Origin of the sequence: Aquimonas sp., assembly GCF_044377145.1 — a bacterium.
In the GTDB taxonomy this organism is placed as follows: Bacteria; Pseudomonadota; Gammaproteobacteria; order Xanthomonadales; family Xanthomonadaceae; genus Aquimonas.
Genome location: NZ_JBILJQ010000057.1, coordinates 1 through 22,103, shown reverse-complemented (window position 1 = coordinate 22,103; position 22,103 = coordinate 1). Strand labels below are relative to the sequence as shown.

Here is a 22,103-nt window from a genome sequence, read left to right as displayed (position 1 = left end):
GCGCTCAGCCCACCTGGCCGGCTTCAGCCGGGGTCTGGGTTTTCAGCGACAGCGCGTGAATCGCACCGCCCATCAGCTCGCCCAGGGTGGCGTAGACCATCCGGTGGCGGGCCAGCGGCAGCTTGCCGGCGAAGGCTTCGCAGATCACAAGGGCTTCGAAGTGGACGCCGTCGTCGCCTTGGACGAGGGCACGGGCGCCGGGCAGACCGGCTTCGATCAGTTCACGGATGGTTTCAGGGGTCATGGGCAGGCTTGGCTGCACGGCTGTTCGGCCGCGGCGGCCCCGGAGCGGGGCTGCGTATAGAATGGCCGGCAATTCTAAAGCAAAAGCCGGGCCGCCCCAGGGTCGCCCCGCAGTGAGCCCCTACCGAATGAATGCACAGGTTCATCCCCTGCCCGGCCCGCGCGACTCTGCTGGCCTGAGCGCAGACGCCCTGATCCGCAGCGGCAGTGCGGTGATCAGCGTCGAAGCCGACGCGATCAACGCCCTGCACTCGCGCATCGATGCGCACTTCGTGGCCGCCTGCCGGCTGATGTATGCCTGCTCGGGCCGGGTGGTGTGCAGCGGGATGGGCAAGTCCGGCCACATCGCGCGCAAGATCGCCGCCACGCTTGCCTCCACCGGCACGCCCGCCTTCTACGTGCATCCGGGCGAGGCCAGCCACGGCGATCTGGGCATGATCACCGATGCCGATGTGGTGATCGCCCTGTCCAATTCGGGCGAAGCCGACGAACTGCTGACCATCCTTCCGGTGCTGCGCCGACAGGGCAACCCGGTGATCGCGATGACCGGCCGGCCCGACTCCACCCTCGCCCGCCTGGCCGATGTGCATCTGGATGTCACCGTGCCGGCGGAAGCCTGCCCGCTCGGCCTGGCGCCGACCTCCAGCACCACCGCTGCACTGGTGATGGGCGATGCGCTGGCAGTGGCCCTGCTCGAAGCGCGCGGCTTCACCGCCGAGGATTTCGCCCGCTCGCACCCGGCCGGCAGCCTCGGCCGCCGCCTGCTGCTGCACATTGGCGACATCATGCACAGCGGCGCCGATGTGCCGCGGGTCACGGCCGGTGCGTCGCTCAGCGACGCGTTGGTCGAGATGAGCCGCAAGCGCCTCGGCATGACTGCCGTGGTCGACGCCGACAATCGCCTGCTGGGGGTGTTCACCGACGGCGATCTGCGTCGCGCGCTGGACGATCACAGCTTCGATCTGCGCGGCACGGCGGTTGAATCGGCGATGTGCTCGAACCCGAAAACCATCGGCGCCGAGAAGCTGGCGGTGGAAGCCGCACGCCTGATGGAGTCCTACAAGATCAGCGCGCTGGTGGTGGTCGACAACGAGCAGCGCGTGGTCGGCGCACTCAATATCCACGACCTGTTGCGCGCCCGTGTTGTCTGAGGGCCACCACCTCAGCACCACGGACGCTCGCGCCCGCGCCGCCGGTCTGCGCCTGGCGGCGTTCGACGTCGACGGCACGTTGACCGACGGGCGTCTGTTGTTCAGCGATGACGGCCGCGAACTGAAGAGCTTCGATGTGCATGACGGCCAAGGCCTGAAACTGCTGGCCGGCATCGGCATCGAGATCGCATTGATCACCGCCCGCACCAGCCCGCTGGTGGCACGGCGCGCGGCCGATCTCGGCATCCGTCATGTGATCCAGGGCAGCCACGACAAAGGCGCGGCGCTGTCGGCGCTGTGCGCGAGCCTGCGCATCGCACCTCAGGCGGCGGCCTTCATGGGTGACGACCTGCCTGACCTCGCAGCGATGGCCGTGGCTGGTTTCTGCGTGGCTCCGGCCAATGCGCACGCCTGGGTGTCGCAGCGGGTCGATTGGCTGACCCAGGCCCGCGGTGGCGCCGGCGCGGTGCGCGAGTTTTGCGACTTCGTGATCGAGGCCCAGGGCCGCAGCGCTGACGTGCTCGCGCGCTTCGCACCGGCATGAGCATCTACGCCAGCAGTGGCCGCTGCGCATGAACCGCAATCAGATCCTCGCCATCCTCGCCCTGCTGCTGGCGGCCACCACCACCGGCTGGCTGGCCTGGCTGCTGCGCGAACCACCGCCGCTGACCGAATTGACCGGCCCGCCACGCTCGGATTATCTGCTGACCGATTTTTCGCTGATCGCACTCGACGAGCTCGGCAAGGAATCCTTCGCTGCGCGCGGCCCGCGCCTGGCGCGGCATCCGCAGGCCGGCACACTCGAAGTCACCGCGCCCGAGTTCAGCCTGCCCGACCCCAAGGGCGGGCAATGGGAAGTACGCTCGCAGTCGGCCTGGGTCAGTGCCGACGGTGCCGAGCTGCGCCTGCTGCGCGACGTCAGCGTGCAGGCGCCGCCGCAGTCACAGGGCGCCGCACACATCGGCACCGAACGCCTGGATCTGTTCCCGCGCCTGCGGACCATGAGCAGCACACTGGCGGTGACCGTCAGCGGGCCCGGTTTTATACTCCGCGGCATCGGGCTCGAAGCCGATCTCGACAGCCGCCGCTTCCAACTACTTGATCAGGTGACCGCACGCTATGAGCCTCCCACGCGCTGAGTTCACCCTGGCGGCGACCCTGCTGCTCGCCCTCGGCTGCGGCCTTGGCCTGCGCGCGGAAGCTGCCAGCTCCGACCGTCTGCAGGCGGTCGAGCTCGACGCCCAGAACATCGAAGGCACGCTCGCGGAAGACGGCGATGTACGCCTGAGCGGCCAGGTCAGCATTCGCCAGGGCACCCTCGACATCGCCGCCGACACCGCCGTGCTCACCCGCGTCCAGGGCGAGGTTTCGCGGGTGGTGTTCGACGGCACGCCGGCAGTGATGAAGCAGATCGACGACGCCGGCGCGCCGATCAATGTTCGCGCACGCAAGGTGACCTACAGCCCGCAGTCGAACGAGGTTCTGCTGGAGGGCGGGGTCGAGGTCGACCAGCCGCAGGGCATGCTGCGCGGCGAGCGCGTCACCTATGACCTCGCCAGCGGCCGTCTGCGCGCAGACGGCGCCGGCACCGATGGCCGCATCCGCATGCGCATCGAGCCCCGCACCGCCGCACCGGCGGGCACACCTTGATGCTGGTCGCCCGCAATCTGCGCAAGCGCTACCGCGAGCGCGAAGTGGTGCGCGATTTCTCATTCGGGCTCAAGCCCGGCGAAGTGGTCGGACTGCTCGGCCCGAACGGCGCCGGCAAGACCACCTGCTTCTACATGATCGTCGGCCTGGTGCCGGCCGATGGCGGCAGCATCAAACTCGATGGCAAAGACATCACCGCTCTGCCCATGCATGCGCGCGCGCGGCTCGGTGTCGGCTATCTGCCGCAGGAGGCCTCAGTTTTTCGACGCCTGAGCGTTTCCGACAACATCCTGACCGTGCTGGAGCTGCGCGCCGACCTGCCGGCGCGCGCGCGGGCCGACGAACTCGCCCGGCTGCTGGAAGAGCTGCAGATCAGTCATGTCGCCGACCAACTTGGGGCCAGCCTGTCCGGCGGCGAGCGGCGGCGGGTTGAAATCGCCCGCGCGCTGGCGGCCAAACCGCGGCTGATGCTGCTGGACGAACCTTTCGCCGGCGTCGATCCGATCTCGGTCGGAGAAATCCAGCGGATCGTCAAACACCTGAAGTCCCGCGGAATTGGCGTGCTGATCACCGACCACAACGTGCGCGAGACGCTCGGCATCTGCGATCGCGCCTACATCCTCAACGATGGCGCCGTGTTGGCCGAAGGCAGCCCGGCCGCGGTGCTCGAGAACCCCGATGTGCGCCGGGTGTACCTCGGCGACGGTTTCCGGATGTGATGAAGCCCATCCTCCAGCTTCGGATGGGTCAGCAGCTGACGCTGACCCCGCAGTTGCGGCAGGCGATCCGTCTGCTGCAGATGTCGACAATGGAGCTCGACACCGAGATTAACGTTGCGCTCGAAAGCAACCCGCTGCTCGAGCGCGAAGAAGACGCCGAACCCCTGCCCGGCGGCGAGAACGTCGCGGCGGCCGAGGCCAATGAGGGTGCCGGCGGCGAGGAGCGCAGCGAGATCGTCGAGAGCAGCGACAACGCCGACGGCAGCGAAAGCACCGAACTGGTCGACAGTCTGCTCGACTACGAGCCCGACTGGGACCACGAAATCTCCAGCGGCAGCAGCAGCTCGGGCGACAGCGAAGAGCGCCTGGAGACCCTGCAGGGCGCCGCCACCGAAGATCTGCACGACCATCTGCTGTGGCAGCTGGCGCTGTCGCCGCTGTCGCCGCGCGACTGCGCGATCGGCCGCGCTCTGATCGACGCGATCGGCGACGACGGCTATCTGCAGGTCGATCTGCACGAGGTGCAGTCGACCCTGTTGCCGGAGATCGAGGCCAATCTCGACGAGATTCAGGCCGTGCTGCACCAGATCCAGCATTTCGATCCGCTCGGGGTCGGCGCGCGCTCGCTCTCTGAATGCCTGGGCGTGCAGCTGCGCGCACTGGAGGACGACAGCCCGACCAAGGCGCTGGCGCTGAAGCTCGTCCAGCATCACCTGGAAGATCTGGCCCGACTGGGCACAGCCAAGCTTGCCCAGCAGCTGAAGCTCGACCCGGACCTGGTCAACGCTGCGGTTGCACTGCTGAAGCGGATGGACCCCAAGCCCGGCGCGCAGGTCAGCGCCGAACAGGTCGAGTACGTCAGCCCGGATGCTTACGTCTTCCGCCACGGCGGCGTGTGGCGGGTCAGCCTGGCGGCCGGCTGCCTGCCAAAACTTGGCATCAATCGTCAGTACGAAGCCATGATCGGGGTTGCCGCACGCGGTGATGCCACCTATCTGCGCGGCCAGCTGCAGGAGGCGCGCTGGCTGATCCGCAGCCTGGAGACCCGCGCCGACACCATCCTGCGCGTGGCCGACTGCATCGTCCGCCAGCAGAGTGCGTTCCTCGAGCACGGCCCCGAGGCGATGCGCCCGCTGGTGCTGCGCGAGGTCGCCGAGGAGCTCGAACTGCACGAGTCGACGATTTCGCGGGTCACCACGCGCAAGTACCTGCATACCCCGCGCGGCACGTTCGAGTTCAAGCACTTTTTCTCATCCGGTGTTTCCACCGTGGACGGCGGCAGTGCATCGAGCACGGCGATCCAGGCGATGATCAAGCGCCTGATCGACGCCGAAGCGCCGCGCAAGCCGCTGTCGGACGCGCGTCTGGCCGACCTGCTGCAGGCCGAGGGCATCACGGTGGCCCGACGGACGGTGGCAAAATATCGTGAAGCCATGAACATCCCGTCTTCCAACGAGCGCCAGCGGGTAAGCTGAGACCCACATGACCTGCCCCGCCCCCCGCTTCCCAGTCCCGCGCCCGCGCTTGCAGGTGCTTGACCTGACCTGGCGCGCGCCCCATGTCCTGATGAAGTGGAGCGGCAATTGCATGCCGCTCTCAACGGCGACGCAGATTGCGCCGCCACCTGCCCTACGCTGTCGGAACGTGCGGCGTGTGGGCTTTACCTGACGTTCCACCAAGGAGGTTCAGCCATGCGGATCGAGATCAGTGGTCACCAGATCGATGTCACCGCCGCCCTGCGCGAGTATGTCGAAACCAAGCTGGCGCGCCTTGAGCGCCACTTTGACCACTTGTTGGATGTCCACGCGATTCTGTCGGTCGACAAGCTCGTCCACAAGGCGGAGGCGACGGTGCATACCGCCGGCCGCAGCATCCACGCCGAGTCGACCGCCGAATCCATGTACGCCGCCATCGATCTGCTGGCGGACAAGCTCGATCGCCAAGTGATCAAGCACAAGGAAAAAGTGACCGATCACCACCGCGGCGAAGCACCTTCGCGCAACGGCAGCTTCGGCTAGTTCGACCCTCACCTTGCCGCCAGCCTACGGGCTGGCGGTAGCGCCTCCCCCAGGCCGGTTTCCTCATGCTCCTGATTGATCTACTGACGCCCAGCCGCACCGCCACCGGCGTCAGCGCTACCAGCAAGAAGCGCCTGCTCGAAACGCTGGCGACCACACTGGCTGAAGGCCAGGGTGAAGCCTGCGAGCGAGCCATCTTCGACAGCCTGTTTGCGCGCGAAAGGCTTGGCTCGACCGGGCTCGGCCACGGTGTGGCCATTCCGCACGGTCGGACGCCCGGCCTGAGCAATGCCATCGGTGCCTTCGTGCGGCTGTCGGATGGCATCGATTTCAGTGCGATCGACGGCGCTCCGGTCGACCTGGTGTTCGCTCTCGCTGTGCCTGAGCACTTCAGCCACCAGCACCTGGTGTTGCTGTCGCAGCTCGCCGAAATGTTCGGCGATGCCGGGTTCTGCCTGCAGCTTCGCAACGCTTCCGACGCCGCCAGCCTGTACGCCCTTCTGGCGGACTGGCAGCTCACCCACGCAGCCGCCTGAGCCCCGCCGGGCGGACGCCGATGGACGCCCGCATCAGTGCACGCGAGCTGTTCGATCAACTGCAGGCTCGCCTGGGCCTTCGCTGGATCGGCGGCCAGCGCGGCGAACGGCGCGAGATCGAGCCGGGTGAGAATCTGTCGCGCCGACCTTCGCTGGCCGGCTATCTCAACACCATCCACGCCAACAAGGTGCAGATCATCGGCGCCGAGGAGCTGGCGTACCTGGATGGTCTGGATTCGCGCCAGCGCTGGGAAACCCTGGCCAAGATCACCCACGCCGGCCCGCTGGCCCTGGTGATCAGCCGCGACCAGCAGGCGCCGCCCGATCTGCGTGACGCCTGCAACGAAGCCGACATCCCGCTGTGGATCTCACCGCGGCGCGGCCACGAACTGCTGACCTATTTCCAGTACCACCTCGCCCGCGCGCTGGCGCGCAGCCAGACACTGCACGGCGTGTTCATGGAGGTCTATTCGATCGGCGTGCTGATCACCGGTGAATCCGGTCTCGGCAAGAGCGAGCTCGCACTGGAACTGATCACGCGCGGCCACCGGCTGGTGGCGGACGACGCGCCGGAGTTCACCCAGATCGCGCCGGACGTGGTCGACGGCACCTGCCCCGAACTGCTGCAGGACCTGATCGAAGTCCGCGGGCTGGGCATCCTCAACGTGCGCGAGATGTTTGGCGATACCTCGGTCAAGGGCAACAAATACCTGCGCCTGATCGTCCACCTCGAACGCTACGACCCAGAACTGCAGCCCTACCGCATGGACCGACTGTACGGCGACCGCAGCAGCCGCACGGTGCTCGATATCGAAGTGCCACAGATCACCCTGCCGGTGGCGGTGGGCCGCAACCTCGCCGTGCTGGTGGAAGCGGCGGTGCGATCGCATATCCTCAAGGCCAAGGGCGCCGATCCGGCGCAGACTTTCATGGACCGCCAGGCCCACCAGATGCGCAGACTCGACCCATGAGCAGCGAAGAGAACACCCCGCCCGGCTCCGACAGCCTGCCACCCGTCCTCGTGGTGAGCGGCCTGTCCGGGTCCGGCAAGAGCGTCGCCCTGCGCACGCTCGAAGACCTCGACTACTACTGCGCCGACAATCTACCGGCCGAGCTGCTGCCCGACTTCGTGCGCAGCGTGGTCGGCGGCAATCGTCGCCACGCCCGGCTGGCGGTGGGTATCGATGTCCGCAACCGCGAGCAGGACCTCGCCTCGCTGCCGATCTCGCTGGCCGAGATCGGCGCCGAAGGCTACCCCTATCGACTGGTGTTTCTGGACACTCGCGACGATGTGCTGATCCGGCGCTTCAACGAAACCCGGCGCCGCCACCCGCTGAGCCGCGGCGGCCTGCCCTTGGCCGAGGCGATCGCGCATGAGCGCGAGATGCTGCGCCCACTGGTTGCGCTGGCTGACGTGGTCATCGACAGCAGCGAACTCAACGTCCACCAGCTGCGGCGCAAGATCACCACCGAGATCGCCATCGATGCCGCCACCGGACTGTCGATCCTGCTGGAGTCCTTCGCCTACAAGAACGGCCTGCCGGCCGATGCCGACTTCGTATTCGACGTGCGCTGCCTGCCCAACCCGCACTGGATGCCGGCGCTGCGGCCGCTGTCCGGGCGCGATGCCGCAGTCGCCAGGCATCTGGACGAACAGCCGCTGGTGCGCGACTACCTCGACCAGGTGCTGCGCTTCCTCGACACCTGGCTGCCCCGCTTCGAGAGCGACAGCCGCAGCTACGTCACCGTCGCCTTCGGCTGCACCGGCGGCCGTCATCGCTCGGTGTACTGCGCCGAGACCGTCGCCGCCCATCTGCGGCGACATGGCCGCGAGCAGGTGGTGACCTTTCACAGGGAGATCGAGTGATGCGGGATTGCATAGTGGGCAGTGAGGATTCGAAGCGTTCCTGCGCGCGGCCGGGGGGCGGGCACTGATGGCCGTTGGAGTTCTGCTGCTGACTCACCCGGGCATCGGCATCGCGCTGCGCGCGGTGGTGCAGAAGGTGATCGGCAACCCGACCCTGCCCCTCGAAGTGTTGGAAGTGCCCTTCGATGCGCCGATGGACGAGTTCTCGCTGCGCGCGCGTGGCACCCTGGACCGGCTCGACAACGGCGGCGGCGTATTGATCCTGACCGACCTCTACGGCGCTTCGCCGAGCAATCTCGGCGCGCGGCTGGAGCAGACCCCCGTGCAGGTGCGGCGGGTGTCCGGGCTGAGCCTGCCGATGCTGCTGCGCGTGTTGAACTATCCCGAGCAGACCCTGGATGCGCTGGCAGCCACCGCTGTCCTTGGCGCCCGCACTGGAGTGGTGAACGGCAATGCTTGAGCGCGAACTCACCGTGGTGAACCGGCTCGGCCTGCACGCGCGCGCGTCAGCCAAGCTCGTGCAGCTGCTGGGCAGCTTCAAGTGCAATGCGTTCCTGATTGGCCGCGGCCGCGAGGTCAATGCCAAAAGCATCATGGGCGTGATGCTGCTGGCCGCCGCCCAGGGCAGCACGGTGGTCCTGCGCGTCGACGGCCCGGACGAAGCCCAGGCCCTGGCCGCCGCCGAAGACCTGTTCGCCCGCCGCTTCGACGAGGATGCCTGATGCGTCTGGTCCTGCACGGTCAGCCGGCTTCGCGCGGTCTCGCGCTGGGTCGTGCGCACGTGCGGGAACCGCAGATGCACGAGGTGCGCGAGGAGAATATCCCCGCCGGCGCCGCCGATGCCGAGATCGAGCGTCTGCACACCGCCATCGAAACCGCCCGCAACGAGCTGATGCTGATGCGCCAGCAGGTGCAGGGCGCGCTGGCGCACGAGCTCGGCGAGTTTCTCGACCTGCACCAGTTGATCCTGGACGATCCCGAACTGGTGCTGGGCCTGGACGATCTGATCCGCACCGCGCTGTTCTCGGCCGACTACGCGCTGAAGCTGCAGCGCGATCGTCTGGTGGCGGTCTTCGACGCCATCGACGACCCCTACATGCGCAGCCGCCGCGAAGACGTCGAGCACGTCATCGGGCGGGTTTGGGCCGCCCTGCATCGCAGCCCGATCAGCGCAACACCCGGCGTGGCCGGCGAAGTTCTGGTCACCGACACCATCGCCCCGGCCGAACTTTCCCACCTGACCGAGCGCGGCGTGGTGGCGGTGATCACCGGCGCCGGCAGTGCGCTGTCGCACAGCGCCATCCTCGCGCGCGGCCTGCAGCTGCCGCTGATCGTCGGTGCGCACGAGGCACTCGCCCAGATCAACGATGGCGATGCCCTGCTGATCGACGGTCACACCGGCGAGATCATCATCGAGCCCGACGCCGACGACCTGCGCCGGTTCAAGCGCCTGCAGCGCGACAACGTGCGCGAACGCCGCGTCCTGCACAAGCTGCGCGACGCCGAAACCGTGACCCGCGATGGCGCCCAGATCCGCCTGCTGGCCAACGCCGAATCGCGCGAGGACGTGATTCGCGCCTATGAACTCGGCGCCTCCGGCATCGGCCTGTACCGCACCGAATTCCTGTTCATGCAGGCTCGCGAGCCGCCGGATGAAGAGTCCCAGTTTCTGGTCTACCGCGACCTGGTGATGGGCATGCGCGGGCGGCCGGTCACCCTGCGCACACTCGACCTCGGCGCCGACAAGGCCGACCGCGCCGGCATCGCTCTGTCGCATGAGCCCAACCCGGCCCTGGGCCTGCGCGGGGTGCGACTGTCGCTTGCCCAGCCCGGCCTGTTCCGCAGCCAGATCCGCGCCCTGCTGCGCGCTTCGGCTTACGGCAAGGTCAATATCCTGGTGCCGATGGTCGGCTTCCGCGAAGAGGTGCTGCAGGTCCGCCGCCTGATCGACCGCTGCACCGCCGAACTCGCCGCCGAAGGCCACGCGGTCGCCGACAAAGTCGCGCTTGGCGTAATGATCGAAGTGCCCGCCGCCGCGCTGGCCCTGGGCAGCATCACCCGCGGCATCGAGTTCCTGTCGATCGGCACCAATGATCTGGTCCAGTACCTGTTGGCCATCGACCGCGGCAACGACGCGGTCGCCGCCCACAGCAGCCCGCTGCATCCGGCCGTGCTGCGGGTGCTGCGCGAGATCCTGCAATACGGCAACAAGCGCGCCATCTCGACCTCGATCTGCGGCGAAATGGCCGGCGATATCGCCTACACACGCCTGCTGCTGGCGCTAGGCCTGACCGAGTTCAGCCTGCATCCGGCGCACCTGCTGGAAGTTCGCCGAGTAATCCGCGACAGCGACCTCGGCGAGCTCAAAAAGCGCTGCGCACGCCTGCTGCGAGCGCAGGATCGGGCGGGCATCGAGGCGATTGTGGCGGGGCTGTAGCGGCGACCACGGGTTCGTTACGTCTCGTGGCGTTGCAGTCCTCGCCAGCCTGCACGAACGGCGTCACTGCCGTCATCGCCCAATACGACCCCGCTACCCTCGCCTGCAGTGCGGCACGTGCCGCGGGCACGCACTGCAGGACGCTCAACATAAGGGCGCAGGTCAGAGCCAGTTCGGTCCGCCGGGCCGGTTGATCCAACAGGTCCATGGCAGCCTCCGCAGCCGGTCAGCTCAGCTGCGGCGCTGGGTCAGCAGGTGGTAGGCCAGCATGCCGATGCCGGCCGCGACGAACATCAGGCCAAAGGTGCCGGGGCGATCGGCCTCCAGCTTCAGCCATTCGATCAGGCCAAAGCCAGCGCCCAGCGAGGTCAGCACCAGGCCCCACTTCAGCGCCGAGGTGCGGCGGGCCAGCTCGTCGGCCTCGATCAGCGACTTCACCAGCGATTCCGACGCCGACGATTCGACGATGCGGCGACGGACGCGGGCATCCATGATGCTCTTGATGACGTAGGCGATGCAGACGAACAGGCTGATCGGGACGAGCAGTGTGAAATCCATGGTGGTTCTCCGTGCGACAGGCTCCATGCCTGCCTTGGGGAAGAGAGATCCGGCGGCGGCGACGGCGGTTGCACCTCGACGAAAATGATTCGACTGCAACCGCGGCGACGAAGAGCGTATCTCTATGCCGCATGAGCGATGACCACACCCTGGTTGAAGACGTCCTGCGCAACCGCCCCGGCGGCTTCAATCGCCTGGTTGATGCGCACAAGGGCTTGGTCTGGCACATCCTGCAGCGGATGGTGCGCAACCCGGATGACACCCAGGACCTGTGCCAGGAGAGCTTTCTGCGCGTGTACCGCAAGCTCGACCAGTTCCGCTTCGACTGCGCGCTGTCGAGCTGGGTCGGGCGGATCGCCTTCACCGTCGGCGCGCGTTTCCTTGAAAAGAAGTCGCTGCCGCTGGCGCAGGGCCCTGGCTTCGAGAGCGAGAATGACAACGACCCGTTTGCGCACATCAGCGATGGCGCCGATCTGGAAGGCGAGTTCGCCGAGGCCGACCTGATGCAGCACGCGCAGCGCCTGATTGAGCAACTGCCGCCGCTGCAGCGCACTGTGTTGACGCTTTACCATGCCGACGAGCTGTCGATCGGCGAGATCGCCCGGATCACCGAGCGCCCGGAAGGCACGATCAAGAACCTGCTGTTCCGCATTCGGCTGCGCCTGCGTGAGGCGATGCTGGAGGCGGTAGGAGAAGCCGCATGAGCACTTCGCCGAATTCCCGTACGCCAACCGATCCCCGTATCGATGCCGAGTGGCAGCGGCAGGAGCGCGCGCGCAGCGAGGGCAGCGCGGACCCGCTGTATCGCGCGATGGCCCGCGCTGCCGCCGATGCTCCCGCGCCGATGCTGCCTGCCGACTTCATGCAGACCCTGGAACGCCGCGCGCAGCGCTCCAGCGCGGAAGACCGCTTCGAACTCGGCCTGCTCAGCCTGGTGCTGTGCGCCGGAGGCCTGCTGGCGGCGTTCTATGGCCTGCCGGTGTTGGCCGAACTGACCCAAGGTCTGAACCTCACCCTGCCTGCGCTGCCGGAAGCCAGCGCGTCCTGGGCGCTGCTGGGCGCTGCTGGGCACGGCTGGAATCGGGCTGGCTGCGGTGCTGAGCGGGCTGGCTGAGCGGCAGACACGCTCGGGCCGCACCGGCGTCTGATCGCCGCTGTCTGGCGCGAGAACGAAGTCGGCGTTACTGCGGTTCACCCGCTGCGACAGGTTGTTCGCGACAGGCCCTTTGCAGCACGCCCGCTTCGATCGAATCTGTTGGCTTATCGCCGGATCACGGCGCGTCGAGAAGCATCTGCGCGCCTCAGGCCCCGAGGAAGCGGAAACGCCGAAACCAGCCCTACAGCTCCGCCAGCGCCTGCAGCACCGCCTCGCCGTAGCGATCGAGCTTGCGCGCGCCGAGGCCCGCGATCTCGCCTAGTTCGTCCATGTCCTGCGGGTCGGATTCGGCGATCGCCTGCAGGGTGCTGTCGTGAAAGATCACGTAGGCCGGAACGTTCTGTTCGCGCGCGAGTTTCGAGCGCAGCTCGCGCAGCGCCAGGAAACGCGATTCGGTATCGGGGTCGGCAAACTCGATCGCGCTTGGTCCGCGCCGTGCGGTGCCGGGCTTGGCGCCACGCTTGCCCTTCACCACTTCGGGGTCGCGACGCAGACGAATCGGCTGCTCGCCGCGCAGCACCGCGCGGCTGGCATCGGTGAGGCGCAGCGCGCCGAAACCGTCGATATCGATCACCGCCAGGCCCGCGGCCAGAATCTGCCGATACACGCTGCGCCAGCTGGATTCATCGAGATCGCGGCCGAGTCCATACACGCCCAGATTCGCATGGCCGTGCTGGCGGATGCGCTCGTGGTCAGCGCCGCGCAGCACGTCGATCAGATGCCCGACTCCGAACCGCTGCCCGGTGCGGTAGATGCACGACAGCGCCTTCTGCACCGCGACCGTGCCGTCCCAGGTGTCGGCCGGTTCCAGGCAGTTGTCGCAGTTGCCGCAGGGTTTCGGATAGAGCTCACCAAAGCCCTCCAGCAGCACCTGTCGACGGCAGCGCACCGACTCGCAGAAACCCAGCAATTGATCCAGCTTGCGACGCTCGACGCGTTTGCGCTCATCGGACGACTCCGAGCGCTCGATCATCTGCGCCTGGTTCACCACATCGCCCAGGCCATACAGCAGCCAGGCCTCGGCCGGCGCACCGTCGCGGCCGGCGCGACCGGTCTCCTGGTAATAGCCTTCCATCGAGCGCGGCAGATCGATATGGGCGACAAAGCGCACGTCCGGCTTGTCGATGCCCATGCCGAACGCGATCGTCGCCACCATCACGATCCCGTCCTCACGCAGGAAGCGGCGCAGGTTGGTCGCGCGGATCGAGGCGTCAATGCCGGCGTGGTAGGGCAAGGCGTTGAAGCCCGCGCCCTGCAGCGCCTCGGCGGTCTCCTCCACGCGCTTGCGGGTCATCGCATAGACGATGCCGGTTTCGCCGCGGTGGCGATCGATGAAATCGCCGAGTTGGCGCTTGGCGTTCTGCTTGTAGGCGATGCGATAGCGGATGTTGGCGCGGTCGAAACTGGTGACGAACTGCTTCGCATCATTGAGGCCCAGACGCTCGACGATCTCGCGCTGAGTCGGCGGGTCAGCGGTGGCGGTCAGCGCGATCCGCGGCACGTCGGGCCAGCGCTCGTGCAGCAGGTTCAGCTCGCGATACTCCGGGCGGAAATCGTGACCCCACTGCGACACGCAGTGCGCCTCGTCGATCGCGAACAGGCCGACCTGCACCCTACTGAGCAGGTTCAGAAAACGCCCGGTCAGCAGGCGCTCCGGCGCGACATAGAGCAGATCGAGCTGACCGTTGAGCAGATCCATCTCGACGCCCGCAGCGGTGTCGCTGTCGAGGCTGGAGTTCAGAAACGCGGCGCGCACGCCGAGCTGGCGCAGCGCTTCGACTTGGTCCTGCATCAGCGCGATCAGCGGCGAGATCACCACGCCGACTCCATCACGCAACAGAGCCGGCAGCTGATAGCACAGCGACTTGCCGCCGCCGGTGGGCATCAGCACCAGGCAGTCCTTGCCGGCCACCAGATGCTCGACGATGGCCTGCTGCGGGCCGCGGAACTGGGTGTGGCCGAAGACGGTTTTCAGGGTGTCGTGGAGGCGGTCGGTCATAGGGGTTTCGCGCCGCTCGCGCGGATGGGCGCGCGATTGGAGCCCCTCTCCCCGTGGGAGAGGGGTTGGGGTGAGGGCGGGGCGGAGCGCGGGCTCCAACCTTTGGCGACCAGTGGTGCTCGGCTCTGGCAGATTCGCGGCTGCAACTGCTGCAGCGGTTGCGGTTGCTGCGGCGAAAGCGAGAGCGAGAGCCAGAGCTTTCGGTCGGCCCTGCGGGCCACCCGAGTCACTTTCTCTTGAGTGGCCAAGAGAAAGTAACCAAAGAGAAGGCCACCCCTCGTCCGCGCCCTGCGCGCATCCATGCGCTCCGGGTTCGCGTGAGGCGGTCGGGGTTCGTGGACAGTGCATCCCTGCACTGTCACGAACCTCGCCGGCATCCCTGCCGGCGACCCTACGGGCGATTCGACCGCCTCCCGCCGCTCCCCAGGGGCCCCGGGTAGAGCGCGGGCTTCCTGCCCGCAGAAGCTGGAGCGAAGCCGAAGCCGGCACGGGAACGGGAACGGGAACGGGAACGGGAACGGGAACGGGACCGGGAGCGGGAACGGGAACGGGAACGGGAACGGGAACGGGAACGGGAGCGGGAGCGGGAGCGCGTGATTATTGGACTGGCTGCAAATGTCGGCCCGGAGCGCCTGTGTAGGTTGGGCGGAGCGCAGTCGGTCACCACACAAGCCGCGAGTTCGAAGTCCGCGATGTTGGGCCGCGCTGCGCTTGGCCCAACCTACGTGCCACGAGAGGTTTCGGGACGCGGCGCAGTTGGGGCGCGAAGCGAAAGCAAACGGCCGAGCAGACCGCCAGGGCGAATCCAAGTCGCCAACCTCAATCCGCACGCCCTCAAACCGCACATCCAGATCCCGACCCAAAGTGGCACCCTCAATCCCCACCCCAGCAAGCGTCTGCTCTTGCGGGCACGACGCCCGCGCTCTACCCGGGGCCCCTGGGGAGCGGCGGGAGGCGGGCGAATCGCCTGAAGGGTTGGCCGCAGGGATGCGGCCAAGGTTTTCGACAGGCCAAGGATGGCCTGTCCGAAAACCCCGACCGTCTCCCGCGTACCCGGAGTGCAAGATGCACGTAGGGCGCGGACGTGGGGTGCCCTTCTCTTTGGTTACTTTCTCTTGGGCAAGCAAGAGAAAGTGACTCGGCCAGCCCGAAGGGCTGACCGAAAGCTCTTGCTCTTGATCTTCACGCCGATACCCACCAAGCGCCGAAACAAGCCATCCAGAGACCGCAGCACGGCACCGGTGGGTCAAGACCCACCCTATGGGATCGGTAACGCAGCGTGCTCCCACTTAGCCTGCCGCCAGCTGCGACACATCCGCCACCGCCAGAAAGCGATCCGACAGCCGCTTGAGCAAGGCCAGGCGATTGCCCCGCACGGCCAGGTCGTCGGCCATCACCATCACCGCATCGAAGAAGGCATCAACCTGCGGCCGCAGCTCGGCCAAGCGACGCAGCACGCCGACATAGTCGCGGCTGGCCAGCAGCGGATCGGTCGCGGCTATCGCCGCTTCGATCGCCGCATGCAGCGCGTGCTCGGGCTCGCCTTCGAACAGGGCCTCATCGACCGTCGCCGGCAGCTCGGCTTCGTTCTTGCGCAGAATATTGCGGATGCGCTTGTTGGCCGCGGCGAGTGCGGCGGCTTCGGGCAGCTGGGCGAATTCGGCGATGGCCTTCAGGCGGGCGTCGAAGTCGGTCAGTGAGGCGGGCTTGAGTTCAAGCACGGCTTCGAACTGCTGGGCGGGTACGCCCTGGTCTGCGTAGTAGCCGCGGAGGCGGTCGAAGATGAAGTCGTACAGCTCGGAAGCAAGCTTAGTTGCATCGACAGACAATCCGATCACTGGGGCCGACTTGACGTCGATCCCTTGCGCATCGGCCTCCTTCATTGCCGCCACTGTGAGGCCCACCGCCGCATTCTCACGATCTCGGCGCAAAACCTCGCCAGTCTCGCGCAGCGCATCCAACAACGAAGCATCGACTGCGCCTTCCACCAACGTCCGCGCCAACCCCAACGCATTCCTGCGCAACGCAAACGGATCCTTGTTGCCGGTCGGCTTGAGCCCCGCAGCAAACCCACCCGCCAGCGTATCCAGCCGCTCGGCAACCGCCAGCAGTTGACCCAGCTTCGACGGCGCGATCGCATCACCCGCGAAGCGCGGCATGTAGACCTCGTCCAGCGCAGCGGCCAGCTCTGCGGGCTCTCCGGCGGCAGCGGCGTAGTAGCGCCCGGCAATGCCCTGCAGCTCAGGAAACTCGCCGACCATGCGCGATTGCAGGTCTGCCTTGCAGTAGCGCGCGGCGCGCGCGGCGAGCTCGGGATCAACGCCAAAGGAAGGCGCCAGCTGACGTGCAAGCGTGGCGATGCGCGCGACCTTGTCGGCATAGCTGCCCAGCTTCTGCTGGTAGGTCACCGTCTTCAGGCCCTCGTTCATCGAAGCGAGACCCTGCTTCAGATCCTCGTCGAAGAAGAACTTGGCGTCGGCGAAGCGCGGGCGGATCACCCGCTCGTAGCCCTTGCGGACTTCAGCCGGATCTTTCGACTCGATGTTGGCGATACCGATGAAGTGCTCGGTGAGTTTCCCGGCGGGGTCGAGCACCGGGAAGAACTTCTGGTTGGCTTCCATGGTGGCGATCAGGGCTTCCTGCGGTACGCGCAGGAAGTCGGGCTCGAAGCTGCAGGTGATCGGACTGGGCCATTCGTTCAGGCACTGCACTTCTTCGAGAATGCCGGCGTCGATGCGGGCCACGCCGCCCACCGCCTGCGCGGCCTCGTTCACCAAGCTGCGGATGCGCTCGCGGCGTTCGTCGGCATCGACCAGAACCTTGGCGGCGCGCAGGGCTTCGATGTAGTCCTCAGGTCTGGCGATCCAGACGGGCTTGGCGTGGTGGAAGCGGTGGCCGCGGCTCATGCGGTCGGAGTTGAGGCCGAGCGTTGCGGCCGGCACCACTTCGTCACCCAGCAGAACCACCAGCCAATGCGCGGGACGGGCGAAACCGTAGTCGTGGCTGCCCCAGCGCATCGGCTTCGGAATCGGCATGCCCTTCAGCGTGTCTGCCAGCACCTCGTTCAGCAGGTCGGCAGTGCGCGCGCCGGGCTTGATCGCGCGGGCGACGAAGCGCTCGCCCTTGTTGTCGGTGATGCGCTCAAGCGCGCTCCACTCGACGCCGTTCTTCTGCGCGAAACCCTTCAGCGCCGGGGTCGGATTGCCATCAGCATCGAGGCCGATGTTGAGATACGGCCCCAACACTTCCGAGCGCTGCTCGGGCTGCTCGGTGGCGACGGCCTCGACCAGCACGGCCAACCGGCGCGCGCTGTAAAGGCTGCGTGCGGCGCCGTGGGCGACGCCGCGCTTGGCGAGGCCGGCGACCACGCCAGACGCAAACGCGGCGGCGAGTTCGGGCAGCGCCTTGACGGGCAGCTCTTCGGTGCCGAGTTCGATCAGCAGTGCACTGGAGTTGATGTCAGCAGTGCTCATCACGCGGCCTCCTTGCCAGCGGTGCCGAGTGGCGCAAGCCCGAGCTTCGCGCGTTCGGCTTCGCCCTTCAGCACCGGAAAGCCGAGCTTCTCGCGCTGGGCGTGGTAGCTCTCGGCGACCGCCTTGGACAGGTTGCGCACGCGCAGGATGTAGCGCTGACGCTCGGTGACCGAGATCGCGCGACGGGCGTCGAGCAGGTTGAAGCTGTGGCTGGCCTTGCAGACCTGGTCATAGGCCGGCAGCGGCAGACCGGCTTCAACCAGCTTCAGGGCCTCGGCCTCGCAGGCGTCGAAGCGGTGGAAGAGTTCCGCCACGTCGGCATGCTCGAAGTTGTAAGCGCTCTGCTCGCGTTCGTTCTGCAGGAAAACATCGCCATAGGTCACCTTGCCCTGCGGCCCTTCGGTCCAGATCAGGTCGTAGACGTTGTCGCAGTTCTGCAGGTACATGCACAGGCGCTCAAGGCCGTAGGTGATTTCGCCGGTCACCGGCCGACATTCCAGCCCGCCGGCCTGCTGGAAGTAGGTGAACTGGGTGACCTCCATACCGTTCAACCAGACCTCCCAGCCCAGGCCCCAGGCGCCCAGGGTGGGGGATTCCCAGTTGTCTTCGACCAGGCGCAGGTCGTGCACCAGCGGGTCGACGCCGAGTGCTTTCAGCGAGTCGAAATACAGCTCGACGATGTTGTCGGGGTTGGGCTTCATCACCACCTGGTACTGGTAGTAATGCTGCAGACGGTTCGGGTTCTCGCCGTAGCGGCCGTCGGTGGGGCGGCGCGAGGGCTGCACATAGGCCGCGTTCCAGGGCTCGGGTCCGAGCGCGCGCAGGAAGGTGGCCGGGTGGAAGGTGCCTGCGCCGACCTCGAGATCGAGCGGCTGGATCAGCACGCAGCCCTGGGCCGCCCAATAGGCGTTCAGACGCTGGATGAGTTCCTGGAATGTGAGCAGTTTCGCGGCTTCAGCCGTCATGGTTCACCGGGTCTGTGCGGGCAAGCGCGCTAGTATAGCGGCTGCATTTGAGTGGCCCGAGACCGCGGCCAGCACACAGGTCAAGCCCGCATGAGCCACGTTCGCCGCCCTGCCCATCCGCGACCCGAAGCGCCGCGCCTGCCCTTGGGGCGGCTGGGTCTGGACAGCGTGCTGGCCCTGCTGCAGGAAGACGGGGTCATCGACGCCAAGGAGGCGCTGCGCGCACGCGGCGCGGCCAAGTCGGGCAAGTCGCTGATCGAGGTGCATCCGCTGGTGCTGCTGGCCAACCTGAAGCTCGCCAGCCACGACAAGGCCGGCACCGAACTCAGCCTGGAGCGCCTGACCCAGTGGCTGGCCGACGCCAGCAAGGTGCCCTATCTGCGCATCGACCCGACCAAGATCGACGTCGCCGGCGTCACTGGCCTGTTCTCGCATGCCTATGCGCAGCGGTTCCGCATCCTGCCGGTGGAGGTCAGCCCCGAGAAGGCGGTAATCGCCACCAGCGAGCCGATGGACACGCGCTGGCTGGAGGACATCCGCCACATCCTGCGCCGCGAAATCGAGCTGAAGGTGTCGAACCCGCTCGATATCCATCGATACACGATGGAGTTCTTCGGCGTCACCCGTTCGGTGCGGCGGGCCAAGAACGCGAATGACGACCAGCCGGCGACCACCCTGCCGAGCTTCGAGCAGCTGGTCGAGCTCGGCGCCAGCGGCGAAGTCGGCGCAGATGATCGCCACATCGTCCACATAGTTGACTGGCTGCTGCAGTACGCCTACGAGCAGCGCGCCTCGGACATCCACTTGGAGCCACGGCGCGAGCTGTCGCGGGTGCGCTTCCGCATCGACGGCGTGCTGCACAAGGTGTTCGAGCTGCCGACGCCGGTCATGGTCGCGGTGGTCAGCCGGATCAAGGTGCTGGGCCGGATGGACGTCGCCGAAAAGCGACGTCCGCAGGACGGCCGCATCAAGACCCGCTCGCCCGGTGGTCGCGAAGTCGAAATGCGCCTGTCGACCATGCCAACCGCTTTCGGCGAGAAGTGCGTGATGCGCATCTTCGACCCCGACACCGCGCTGAAATCGGTCGAGGCACTCGGCTTCTCGGCCGATGAGTCGGCCGCCTGGACCGACCTCACCACCCGCCCGCACGGCATCGTGCTGGTCACCGGCCCGACTGGTTCGGGCAAGACCACCACCCTGTACTCGACCCTGAAGCGGCTGGCCACCTCCGACGTCAACGTGTGCACGGTCGAGGACCCGATCGAAATGATCGCGCCCGACTTCAACCAGATGCAGGTGCATCAGGCGATCGACCTCGATTTCGCCTCCGGCGTGCGCACCCTGCTGCGGCAGGACCCCGACATCATCATGATCGGCGAGATCCGGGATCTCGAAACCGCGCAGATGGCGGTGCAGGCCTCCCTGACCGGGCATCTGGTGCTGTCGACCCTGCACACCAATGACGCCGCCTCCGCGATCACTCGCCTGCTTGATCTCGGCGTGCCCTACTACCTGATCCAGTCGACCCTGAACGGCGTGCTGGCACAGCGGCTGGTGCGCACCCTGTGTCCGCACTGCAAGCGCGAAGCGCCGCCGGATCCCGCCGCATGGCGCGGCCTGGTTGGCCGTCATCCGCTGCCGCAGCCTGCGCAGATCTGCGCACCGGTCGGCTGCCTGGAGTGCCGCAATACGGGCTATCTGGGCCGCATCGGTCTGTACGAAATGCTGGTGCTGTCGCCGGAGCTGAGCGCGCGCATCCGCCCCGACATGGACCTTGCCGCCTTCACCCGTCTGGCCCAGGACCAGGGCATGAGCCCGCTGCGCTGCGCCGCCGCCGCGCATGTGACCTCGGGCCTGACCACCATCGAAGAAGCCCAGACCGTCCTGCCGCCCGAGCTATGAATACCCTGCCCTTTCTGATCATCGAGACCGGCCGCCCGATCGCGAGCCTGCGTCGGCTCGGCCCTTTCTCGCACTGGATCCGCGTGGCCGCGGGGCTGTCCGCGCGCGATACCGCGATCTGCCCGGTCGTCGACGATGCACCGCTGCCGCGCCACGATCGCTATGCAGGTGTACTGATCACCGGCTCGGCCGCGATGGTGACCGAGCGCCACCCCTGGAGCGAACGCAGCGCCGACTGGCTGCGTGCTGCCGCCGCCGACGGCCTGCCGCTGTTCGGGATCTGCTACGGCCATCAGCTGCTGGCGCACGCCTTCGGCGGCGAGGTCGGCTACAACCCGCGCGGCCGCGAAATGGGCACCGTGCCGGTGGCGCTGAAACCCTCGGCGGCGCACGACCCGCTGTTCCGTGGCCTGCCGACCCAGCTGCCCGCGCACACCACTCATCTGCAGAGCGTGCTGGCGCCGCCCAAGGACGCCACCGTGCTGGCGCAGTCCGCGCTGGACGACTGTCAGGCGTTCCGGGTTGGCGAGCAGGTCTGGGGCGTGCAGTTCCATCCCGAGTTCAGCGCGACGATGATGCGCGGTTACATCCAGGCGCGACGCAACGAGTTGAATCGCGAGGGGCAGTGTCACCTTGAGCTGGGTCGCAGCGTCCGTCCCGCACCGCAGGCGCGCGATGTGCTGCGCCGCTTCGTGCGGCACGCGCGCCAGCGGCATCTGTAGCGCGCCCACCTCCACTGATGCGCCGATCGTCGATTTGCACAGCGGTCTGATTCCACCAGCCGCCTTCCCACCGCACCGCTGCACAAGGTCCACTCAATGACATTCAGGCGCGTTCCGCCCGGCAATGCCGTCCAATGGGTCAGCGGCGCGATCGGGCTGCTGCTCGCCAACCCCGTGCCCTTCCTGTTGATGGGCCTTGCGATGACGGCCCTCGCGATGCTGCCTCTGCTGGGTGCGCTGGTGCTGCTGATCGTCGGCCCGGTGTTCTACGCCGGCATTGCAAGCGCGGCTCGCGCGCAGCACAGCGGCGTGGCGGCGGATTTCAATCAGCTGCTGACCGGTTTCCAGCTGCCGGGCAAGGCCGGTCAGCTGATCGCGCTGTGTCTGCCGGGGGTGGGCCTGATGTTCGCCTTCATCGTGCTGGGCGTGATGATCGTGATCAGCGTCGGCGCGATGGCGGTGTCGGGCGGCCAGGACATCCAGCCCACGATGGACTTGGTCACCCTGTTCGGCGCCGGCGGACTGGTGACCCTTGTCCTGCTGATGCTGCCGCTGGCGCTGGCGGCGGCCGCGCTGCTGTTCTGTATGCGTCCGCCCAAGCCACCTACCGCTTCCCCACTCGCCGTGCTGAGCCTCAGTTGCAGATCGGCGCCCAGCCCTCGATCGGCAGCAAGCTGTCGATGTCGCGGTTGCGCGTGGTCGGCAGT

The 22,103-nt window shown here is 67.3% G+C and carries 23 protein-coding genes; 18 read left to right on the top strand and 5 right to left on the bottom strand.

The features are described from left to right. Positions 1 to 4: 4 nt before the first annotated feature. Entirely contained in the window at positions 5 to 244 is a 240-nt protein-coding gene (locus ACIQ7H_RS15975) for a BolA family protein (RefSeq protein ID WP_395793271.1), read from the bottom strand. 127 nt (positions 245 to 371) lie between these two features. On the opposite strand from ACIQ7H_RS15975, the gene ACIQ7H_RS15970 reads away from it, so the two are divergent. From ACIQ7H_RS15970 to ptsP, 13 genes are all read left to right on the top strand, one after another. Continuing rightward, positions 372 to 1,394 carry a KpsF/GutQ family sugar-phosphate isomerase gene (locus ACIQ7H_RS15970; protein WP_395793269.1) on the top strand — a complete coding sequence of 341 codons (1,023 nt, stop codon included), beginning with the start codon at positions 372 to 374 and terminating at the stop codon, positions 1,392 to 1,394. Continuing rightward, positions 1,387 to 1,938: a KdsC family phosphatase gene (locus ACIQ7H_RS15965; protein ID WP_395793298.1), complete on the top strand. Its 552-nt coding sequence runs from the start codon at positions 1,387 to 1,389 to the stop codon at positions 1,936 to 1,938. The genes ACIQ7H_RS15970 and ACIQ7H_RS15965 overlap by 8 nt, the downstream gene beginning before the upstream one ends. Positions 1,939 to 1,966: 28 nt before the next feature. Further along, positions 1,967 to 2,533, top strand: coding sequence for an LPS export ABC transporter periplasmic protein LptC (lptC, locus tag ACIQ7H_RS15960; protein ID WP_395793267.1), 567 nt, complete (start codon positions 1,967 to 1,969; stop codon positions 2,531 to 2,533). Continuing rightward, entirely contained in the window at positions 2,514 to 3,044 is a 531-nt protein-coding gene (lptA, locus tag ACIQ7H_RS15955) for a lipopolysaccharide transport periplasmic protein LptA (RefSeq protein ID WP_395793265.1), read from the top strand. Before lptC ends, lptA begins: the two co-directional genes overlap by 20 nt. Further along, entirely contained in the window at positions 3,044 to 3,763 is a 720-nt protein-coding gene (gene lptB / locus ACIQ7H_RS15950; protein ID WP_395793263.1) for an LPS export ABC transporter ATP-binding protein, read from the top strand. The genes lptA and lptB overlap by 1 nt, the downstream gene beginning before the upstream one ends. Beyond that, the gene (locus ACIQ7H_RS15945) at positions 3,763 to 5,238 is read left to right on the top strand and encodes an RNA polymerase factor sigma-54 (protein WP_395793261.1); all 1,476 of its coding nucleotides are present in this window, start codon (positions 3,763 to 3,765) and stop codon (positions 5,236 to 5,238) included. Before lptB ends, ACIQ7H_RS15945 begins: the two co-directional genes overlap by 1 nt. A 216-nt stretch (positions 5,239 to 5,454) precedes the next feature. Beyond that, on the top strand, positions 5,455 to 5,781 hold the full coding sequence (gene hpf / locus ACIQ7H_RS15940; RefSeq protein ID WP_395793259.1) for a ribosome hibernation-promoting factor, HPF/YfiA family: 327 nt from the start codon (positions 5,455 to 5,457) through the stop codon (positions 5,779 to 5,781). Positions 5,782 to 5,846: 65 nt separating this feature from the next. Continuing rightward, entirely contained in the window at positions 5,847 to 6,317 is a 471-nt protein-coding gene (ptsN, locus tag ACIQ7H_RS15935; RefSeq protein WP_395793257.1) for a PTS IIA-like nitrogen regulatory protein PtsN, read from the top strand. A gap of 20 nt (positions 6,318 to 6,337) precedes the next feature. Further along, on the top strand, positions 6,338 to 7,288 hold the full coding sequence (hprK, locus tag ACIQ7H_RS15930; protein ID WP_395793255.1) for an HPr(Ser) kinase/phosphatase: 951 nt from the start codon (positions 6,338 to 6,340) through the stop codon (positions 7,286 to 7,288). Continuing rightward, complete coding sequence (gene rapZ / locus ACIQ7H_RS15925; RefSeq protein WP_395793253.1) at positions 7,285 to 8,184, top strand: RNase adapter RapZ; 900 nt, start codon at positions 7,285 to 7,287, stop codon at positions 8,182 to 8,184. The genes hprK and rapZ overlap by 4 nt, the downstream gene beginning before the upstream one ends. Before the next feature lie 67 nt (positions 8,185 to 8,251). Continuing rightward, a complete protein-coding gene (locus tag ACIQ7H_RS15920; RefSeq protein ID WP_395793251.1) occupies positions 8,252 to 8,644 on the top strand; it encodes a PTS sugar transporter subunit IIA in 393 nt (130 codons plus the stop codon). After that, positions 8,637 to 8,906, top strand: coding sequence for an HPr family phosphocarrier protein (locus ACIQ7H_RS15915; RefSeq protein ID WP_395793249.1), 270 nt, complete (start codon positions 8,637 to 8,639; stop codon positions 8,904 to 8,906). Before ACIQ7H_RS15920 ends, ACIQ7H_RS15915 begins: the two co-directional genes overlap by 8 nt. Next, on the top strand, positions 8,906 to 10,621 hold the full coding sequence (ptsP, locus tag ACIQ7H_RS15910; RefSeq protein ID WP_395793247.1) for a phosphoenolpyruvate--protein phosphotransferase: 1,716 nt from the start codon (positions 8,906 to 8,908) through the stop codon (positions 10,619 to 10,621). The genes ACIQ7H_RS15915 and ptsP overlap by 1 nt, the downstream gene beginning before the upstream one ends. A gap of 231 nt (positions 10,622 to 10,852) precedes the next feature. Here the strand turns inward: ptsP and ACIQ7H_RS15905 are convergent, their stop codons facing one another. Then, positions 10,853 to 11,179: a DUF6249 domain-containing protein gene (locus ACIQ7H_RS15905; RefSeq protein WP_395793245.1), complete on the bottom strand. Its 327-nt coding sequence runs from the start codon at positions 11,177 to 11,179 to the stop codon at positions 10,853 to 10,855. Positions 11,180 to 11,310: 131 nt separating this feature from the next. Here ACIQ7H_RS15905 and ACIQ7H_RS15900 point away from each other — a divergent pair, with 131 nt between their 5' ends. Together ACIQ7H_RS15900 and ACIQ7H_RS15895 are read left to right on the top strand one after the other, a co-directional pair. Beyond that, complete coding sequence (locus tag ACIQ7H_RS15900; RefSeq protein WP_395793243.1) at positions 11,311 to 11,883, top strand: RNA polymerase sigma factor; 573 nt, start codon at positions 11,311 to 11,313, stop codon at positions 11,881 to 11,883. After that, entirely contained in the window at positions 11,880 to 12,293 is a 414-nt protein-coding gene (locus ACIQ7H_RS15895; RefSeq protein WP_395793241.1) for a hypothetical protein, read from the top strand. Before ACIQ7H_RS15900 ends, ACIQ7H_RS15895 begins: the two co-directional genes overlap by 4 nt. A gap of 223 nt (positions 12,294 to 12,516) precedes the next feature. On the opposite strand, the gene recQ is transcribed toward ACIQ7H_RS15895, so the two are convergent. The 3 genes from recQ to glyQ all read right to left on the bottom strand — a co-directional run bounded on the left by recQ (position 12,517) and on the right by glyQ (position 18,772). Beyond that, on the bottom strand, positions 12,517 to 14,334 hold the full coding sequence (recQ, locus tag ACIQ7H_RS15890; RefSeq protein WP_395793239.1) for a DNA helicase RecQ: 1,818 nt from the start codon (positions 14,332 to 14,334) through the stop codon (positions 12,517 to 12,519). A 1,289-nt stretch (positions 14,335 to 15,623) separates the two neighbouring features. Next, the gene (gene glyS / locus ACIQ7H_RS15885; RefSeq protein ID WP_395793237.1) at positions 15,624 to 17,807 is read right to left on the bottom strand and encodes a glycine--tRNA ligase subunit beta; all 2,184 of its coding nucleotides are present in this window, start codon (positions 17,805 to 17,807) and stop codon (positions 15,624 to 15,626) included. Next, positions 17,807 to 18,772 (bottom strand): glycine--tRNA ligase subunit alpha, encoded by a 966-nt coding sequence (gene glyQ / locus ACIQ7H_RS15880; RefSeq protein WP_395793235.1) that lies wholly within the window; start codon positions 18,770 to 18,772, stop codon positions 17,807 to 17,809. Before glyQ ends, glyS begins: the two co-directional genes overlap by 1 nt. Positions 18,773 to 18,862: 90 nt before the next feature. On the opposite strand from glyQ, the gene ACIQ7H_RS15875 reads away from it, so the two are divergent. The 3 genes from ACIQ7H_RS15875 to ACIQ7H_RS15865 all read left to right on the top strand — a co-directional run. After that, on the top strand, positions 18,863 to 20,674 hold the full coding sequence (locus ACIQ7H_RS15875) for a GspE/PulE family protein (RefSeq protein ID WP_395793233.1): 1,812 nt from the start codon (positions 18,863 to 18,865) through the stop codon (positions 20,672 to 20,674). After that, positions 20,671 to 21,396, top strand: a complete 726-nt coding sequence (locus tag ACIQ7H_RS15870) for a glutamine amidotransferase (protein WP_395793231.1) — start codon at positions 20,671 to 20,673, stop codon at positions 21,394 to 21,396. The genes ACIQ7H_RS15875 and ACIQ7H_RS15870 overlap by 4 nt, the downstream gene beginning before the upstream one ends. Positions 21,397 to 21,492: 96 nt before the next feature. Next, positions 21,493 to 22,103: hypothetical protein (locus ACIQ7H_RS15865; protein ID WP_395793229.1), on the top strand; the 611-nt coding region annotated here is incomplete at its 3' end.

Bases quoted from the DNA above. Each gene is read 5' to 3' on its own strand.
- ACIQ7H_RS15975 (WP_395793271.1), bottom strand. From the start codon at position 244: ATGACCCCTGAAACCATCCGTGAACTGATCGAAGCCGGTCTGCCCGGC.
- ACIQ7H_RS15970 (WP_395793269.1), top strand. From the start codon at position 372: ATGAATGCACAGGTTCATCCCCTGCCCGGCCCGCGCGACTCTGCTGGC.
- lptC (WP_395793267.1), top strand. From the start codon at position 1,967: ATGAACCGCAATCAGATCCTCGCCATCCTCGCCCTGCTGCTGGCGGCC.
- lptA (WP_395793265.1), top strand. From the start codon at position 2,514: ATGAGCCTCCCACGCGCTGAGTTCACCCTGGCGGCGACCCTGCTGCTC.
- lptB (WP_395793263.1), top strand. From the start codon at position 3,044: ATGCTGGTCGCCCGCAATCTGCGCAAGCGCTACCGCGAGCGCGAAGTG.
- ACIQ7H_RS15945 (WP_395793261.1), top strand. From the start codon at position 3,763: ATGAAGCCCATCCTCCAGCTTCGGATGGGTCAGCAGCTGACGCTGACC.
- hpf (WP_395793259.1), top strand. From the start codon at position 5,455: ATGCGGATCGAGATCAGTGGTCACCAGATCGATGTCACCGCCGCCCTG.
- ptsN (WP_395793257.1), top strand. From the start codon at position 5,847: ATGCTCCTGATTGATCTACTGACGCCCAGCCGCACCGCCACCGGCGTC.
- hprK (WP_395793255.1), top strand. From the start codon at position 6,338: ATGGACGCCCGCATCAGTGCACGCGAGCTGTTCGATCAACTGCAGGCT.
- rapZ (WP_395793253.1), top strand. From the start codon at position 7,285: ATGAGCAGCGAAGAGAACACCCCGCCCGGCTCCGACAGCCTGCCACCC.
- ACIQ7H_RS15920 (WP_395793251.1), top strand. From the start codon at position 8,252: ATGGCCGTTGGAGTTCTGCTGCTGACTCACCCGGGCATCGGCATCGCG.
- ACIQ7H_RS15915 (WP_395793249.1), top strand. From the start codon at position 8,637: ATGCTTGAGCGCGAACTCACCGTGGTGAACCGGCTCGGCCTGCACGCG.
- ptsP (WP_395793247.1), top strand. From the start codon at position 8,906: ATGCGTCTGGTCCTGCACGGTCAGCCGGCTTCGCGCGGTCTCGCGCTG.
- ACIQ7H_RS15905 (WP_395793245.1), bottom strand. From the start codon at position 11,179: ATGGATTTCACACTGCTCGTCCCGATCAGCCTGTTCGTCTGCATCGCC.
- ACIQ7H_RS15900 (WP_395793243.1), top strand. From the start codon at position 11,311: ATGAGCGATGACCACACCCTGGTTGAAGACGTCCTGCGCAACCGCCCC.
- ACIQ7H_RS15895 (WP_395793241.1), top strand. From the start codon at position 11,880: ATGAGCACTTCGCCGAATTCCCGTACGCCAACCGATCCCCGTATCGAT.
- recQ (WP_395793239.1), bottom strand. From the start codon at position 14,334: ATGACCGACCGCCTCCACGACACCCTGAAAACCGTCTTCGGCCACACC.
- glyS (WP_395793237.1), bottom strand. From the start codon at position 17,807: ATGAGCACTGCTGACATCAACTCCAGTGCACTGCTGATCGAACTCGGC.
- glyQ (WP_395793235.1), bottom strand. From the start codon at position 18,772: ATGACGGCTGAAGCCGCGAAACTGCTCACATTCCAGGAACTCATCCAG.
- ACIQ7H_RS15875 (WP_395793233.1), top strand. From the start codon at position 18,863: ATGAGCCACGTTCGCCGCCCTGCCCATCCGCGACCCGAAGCGCCGCGC.
- ACIQ7H_RS15870 (WP_395793231.1), top strand. From the start codon at position 20,671: ATGAATACCCTGCCCTTTCTGATCATCGAGACCGGCCGCCCGATCGCG.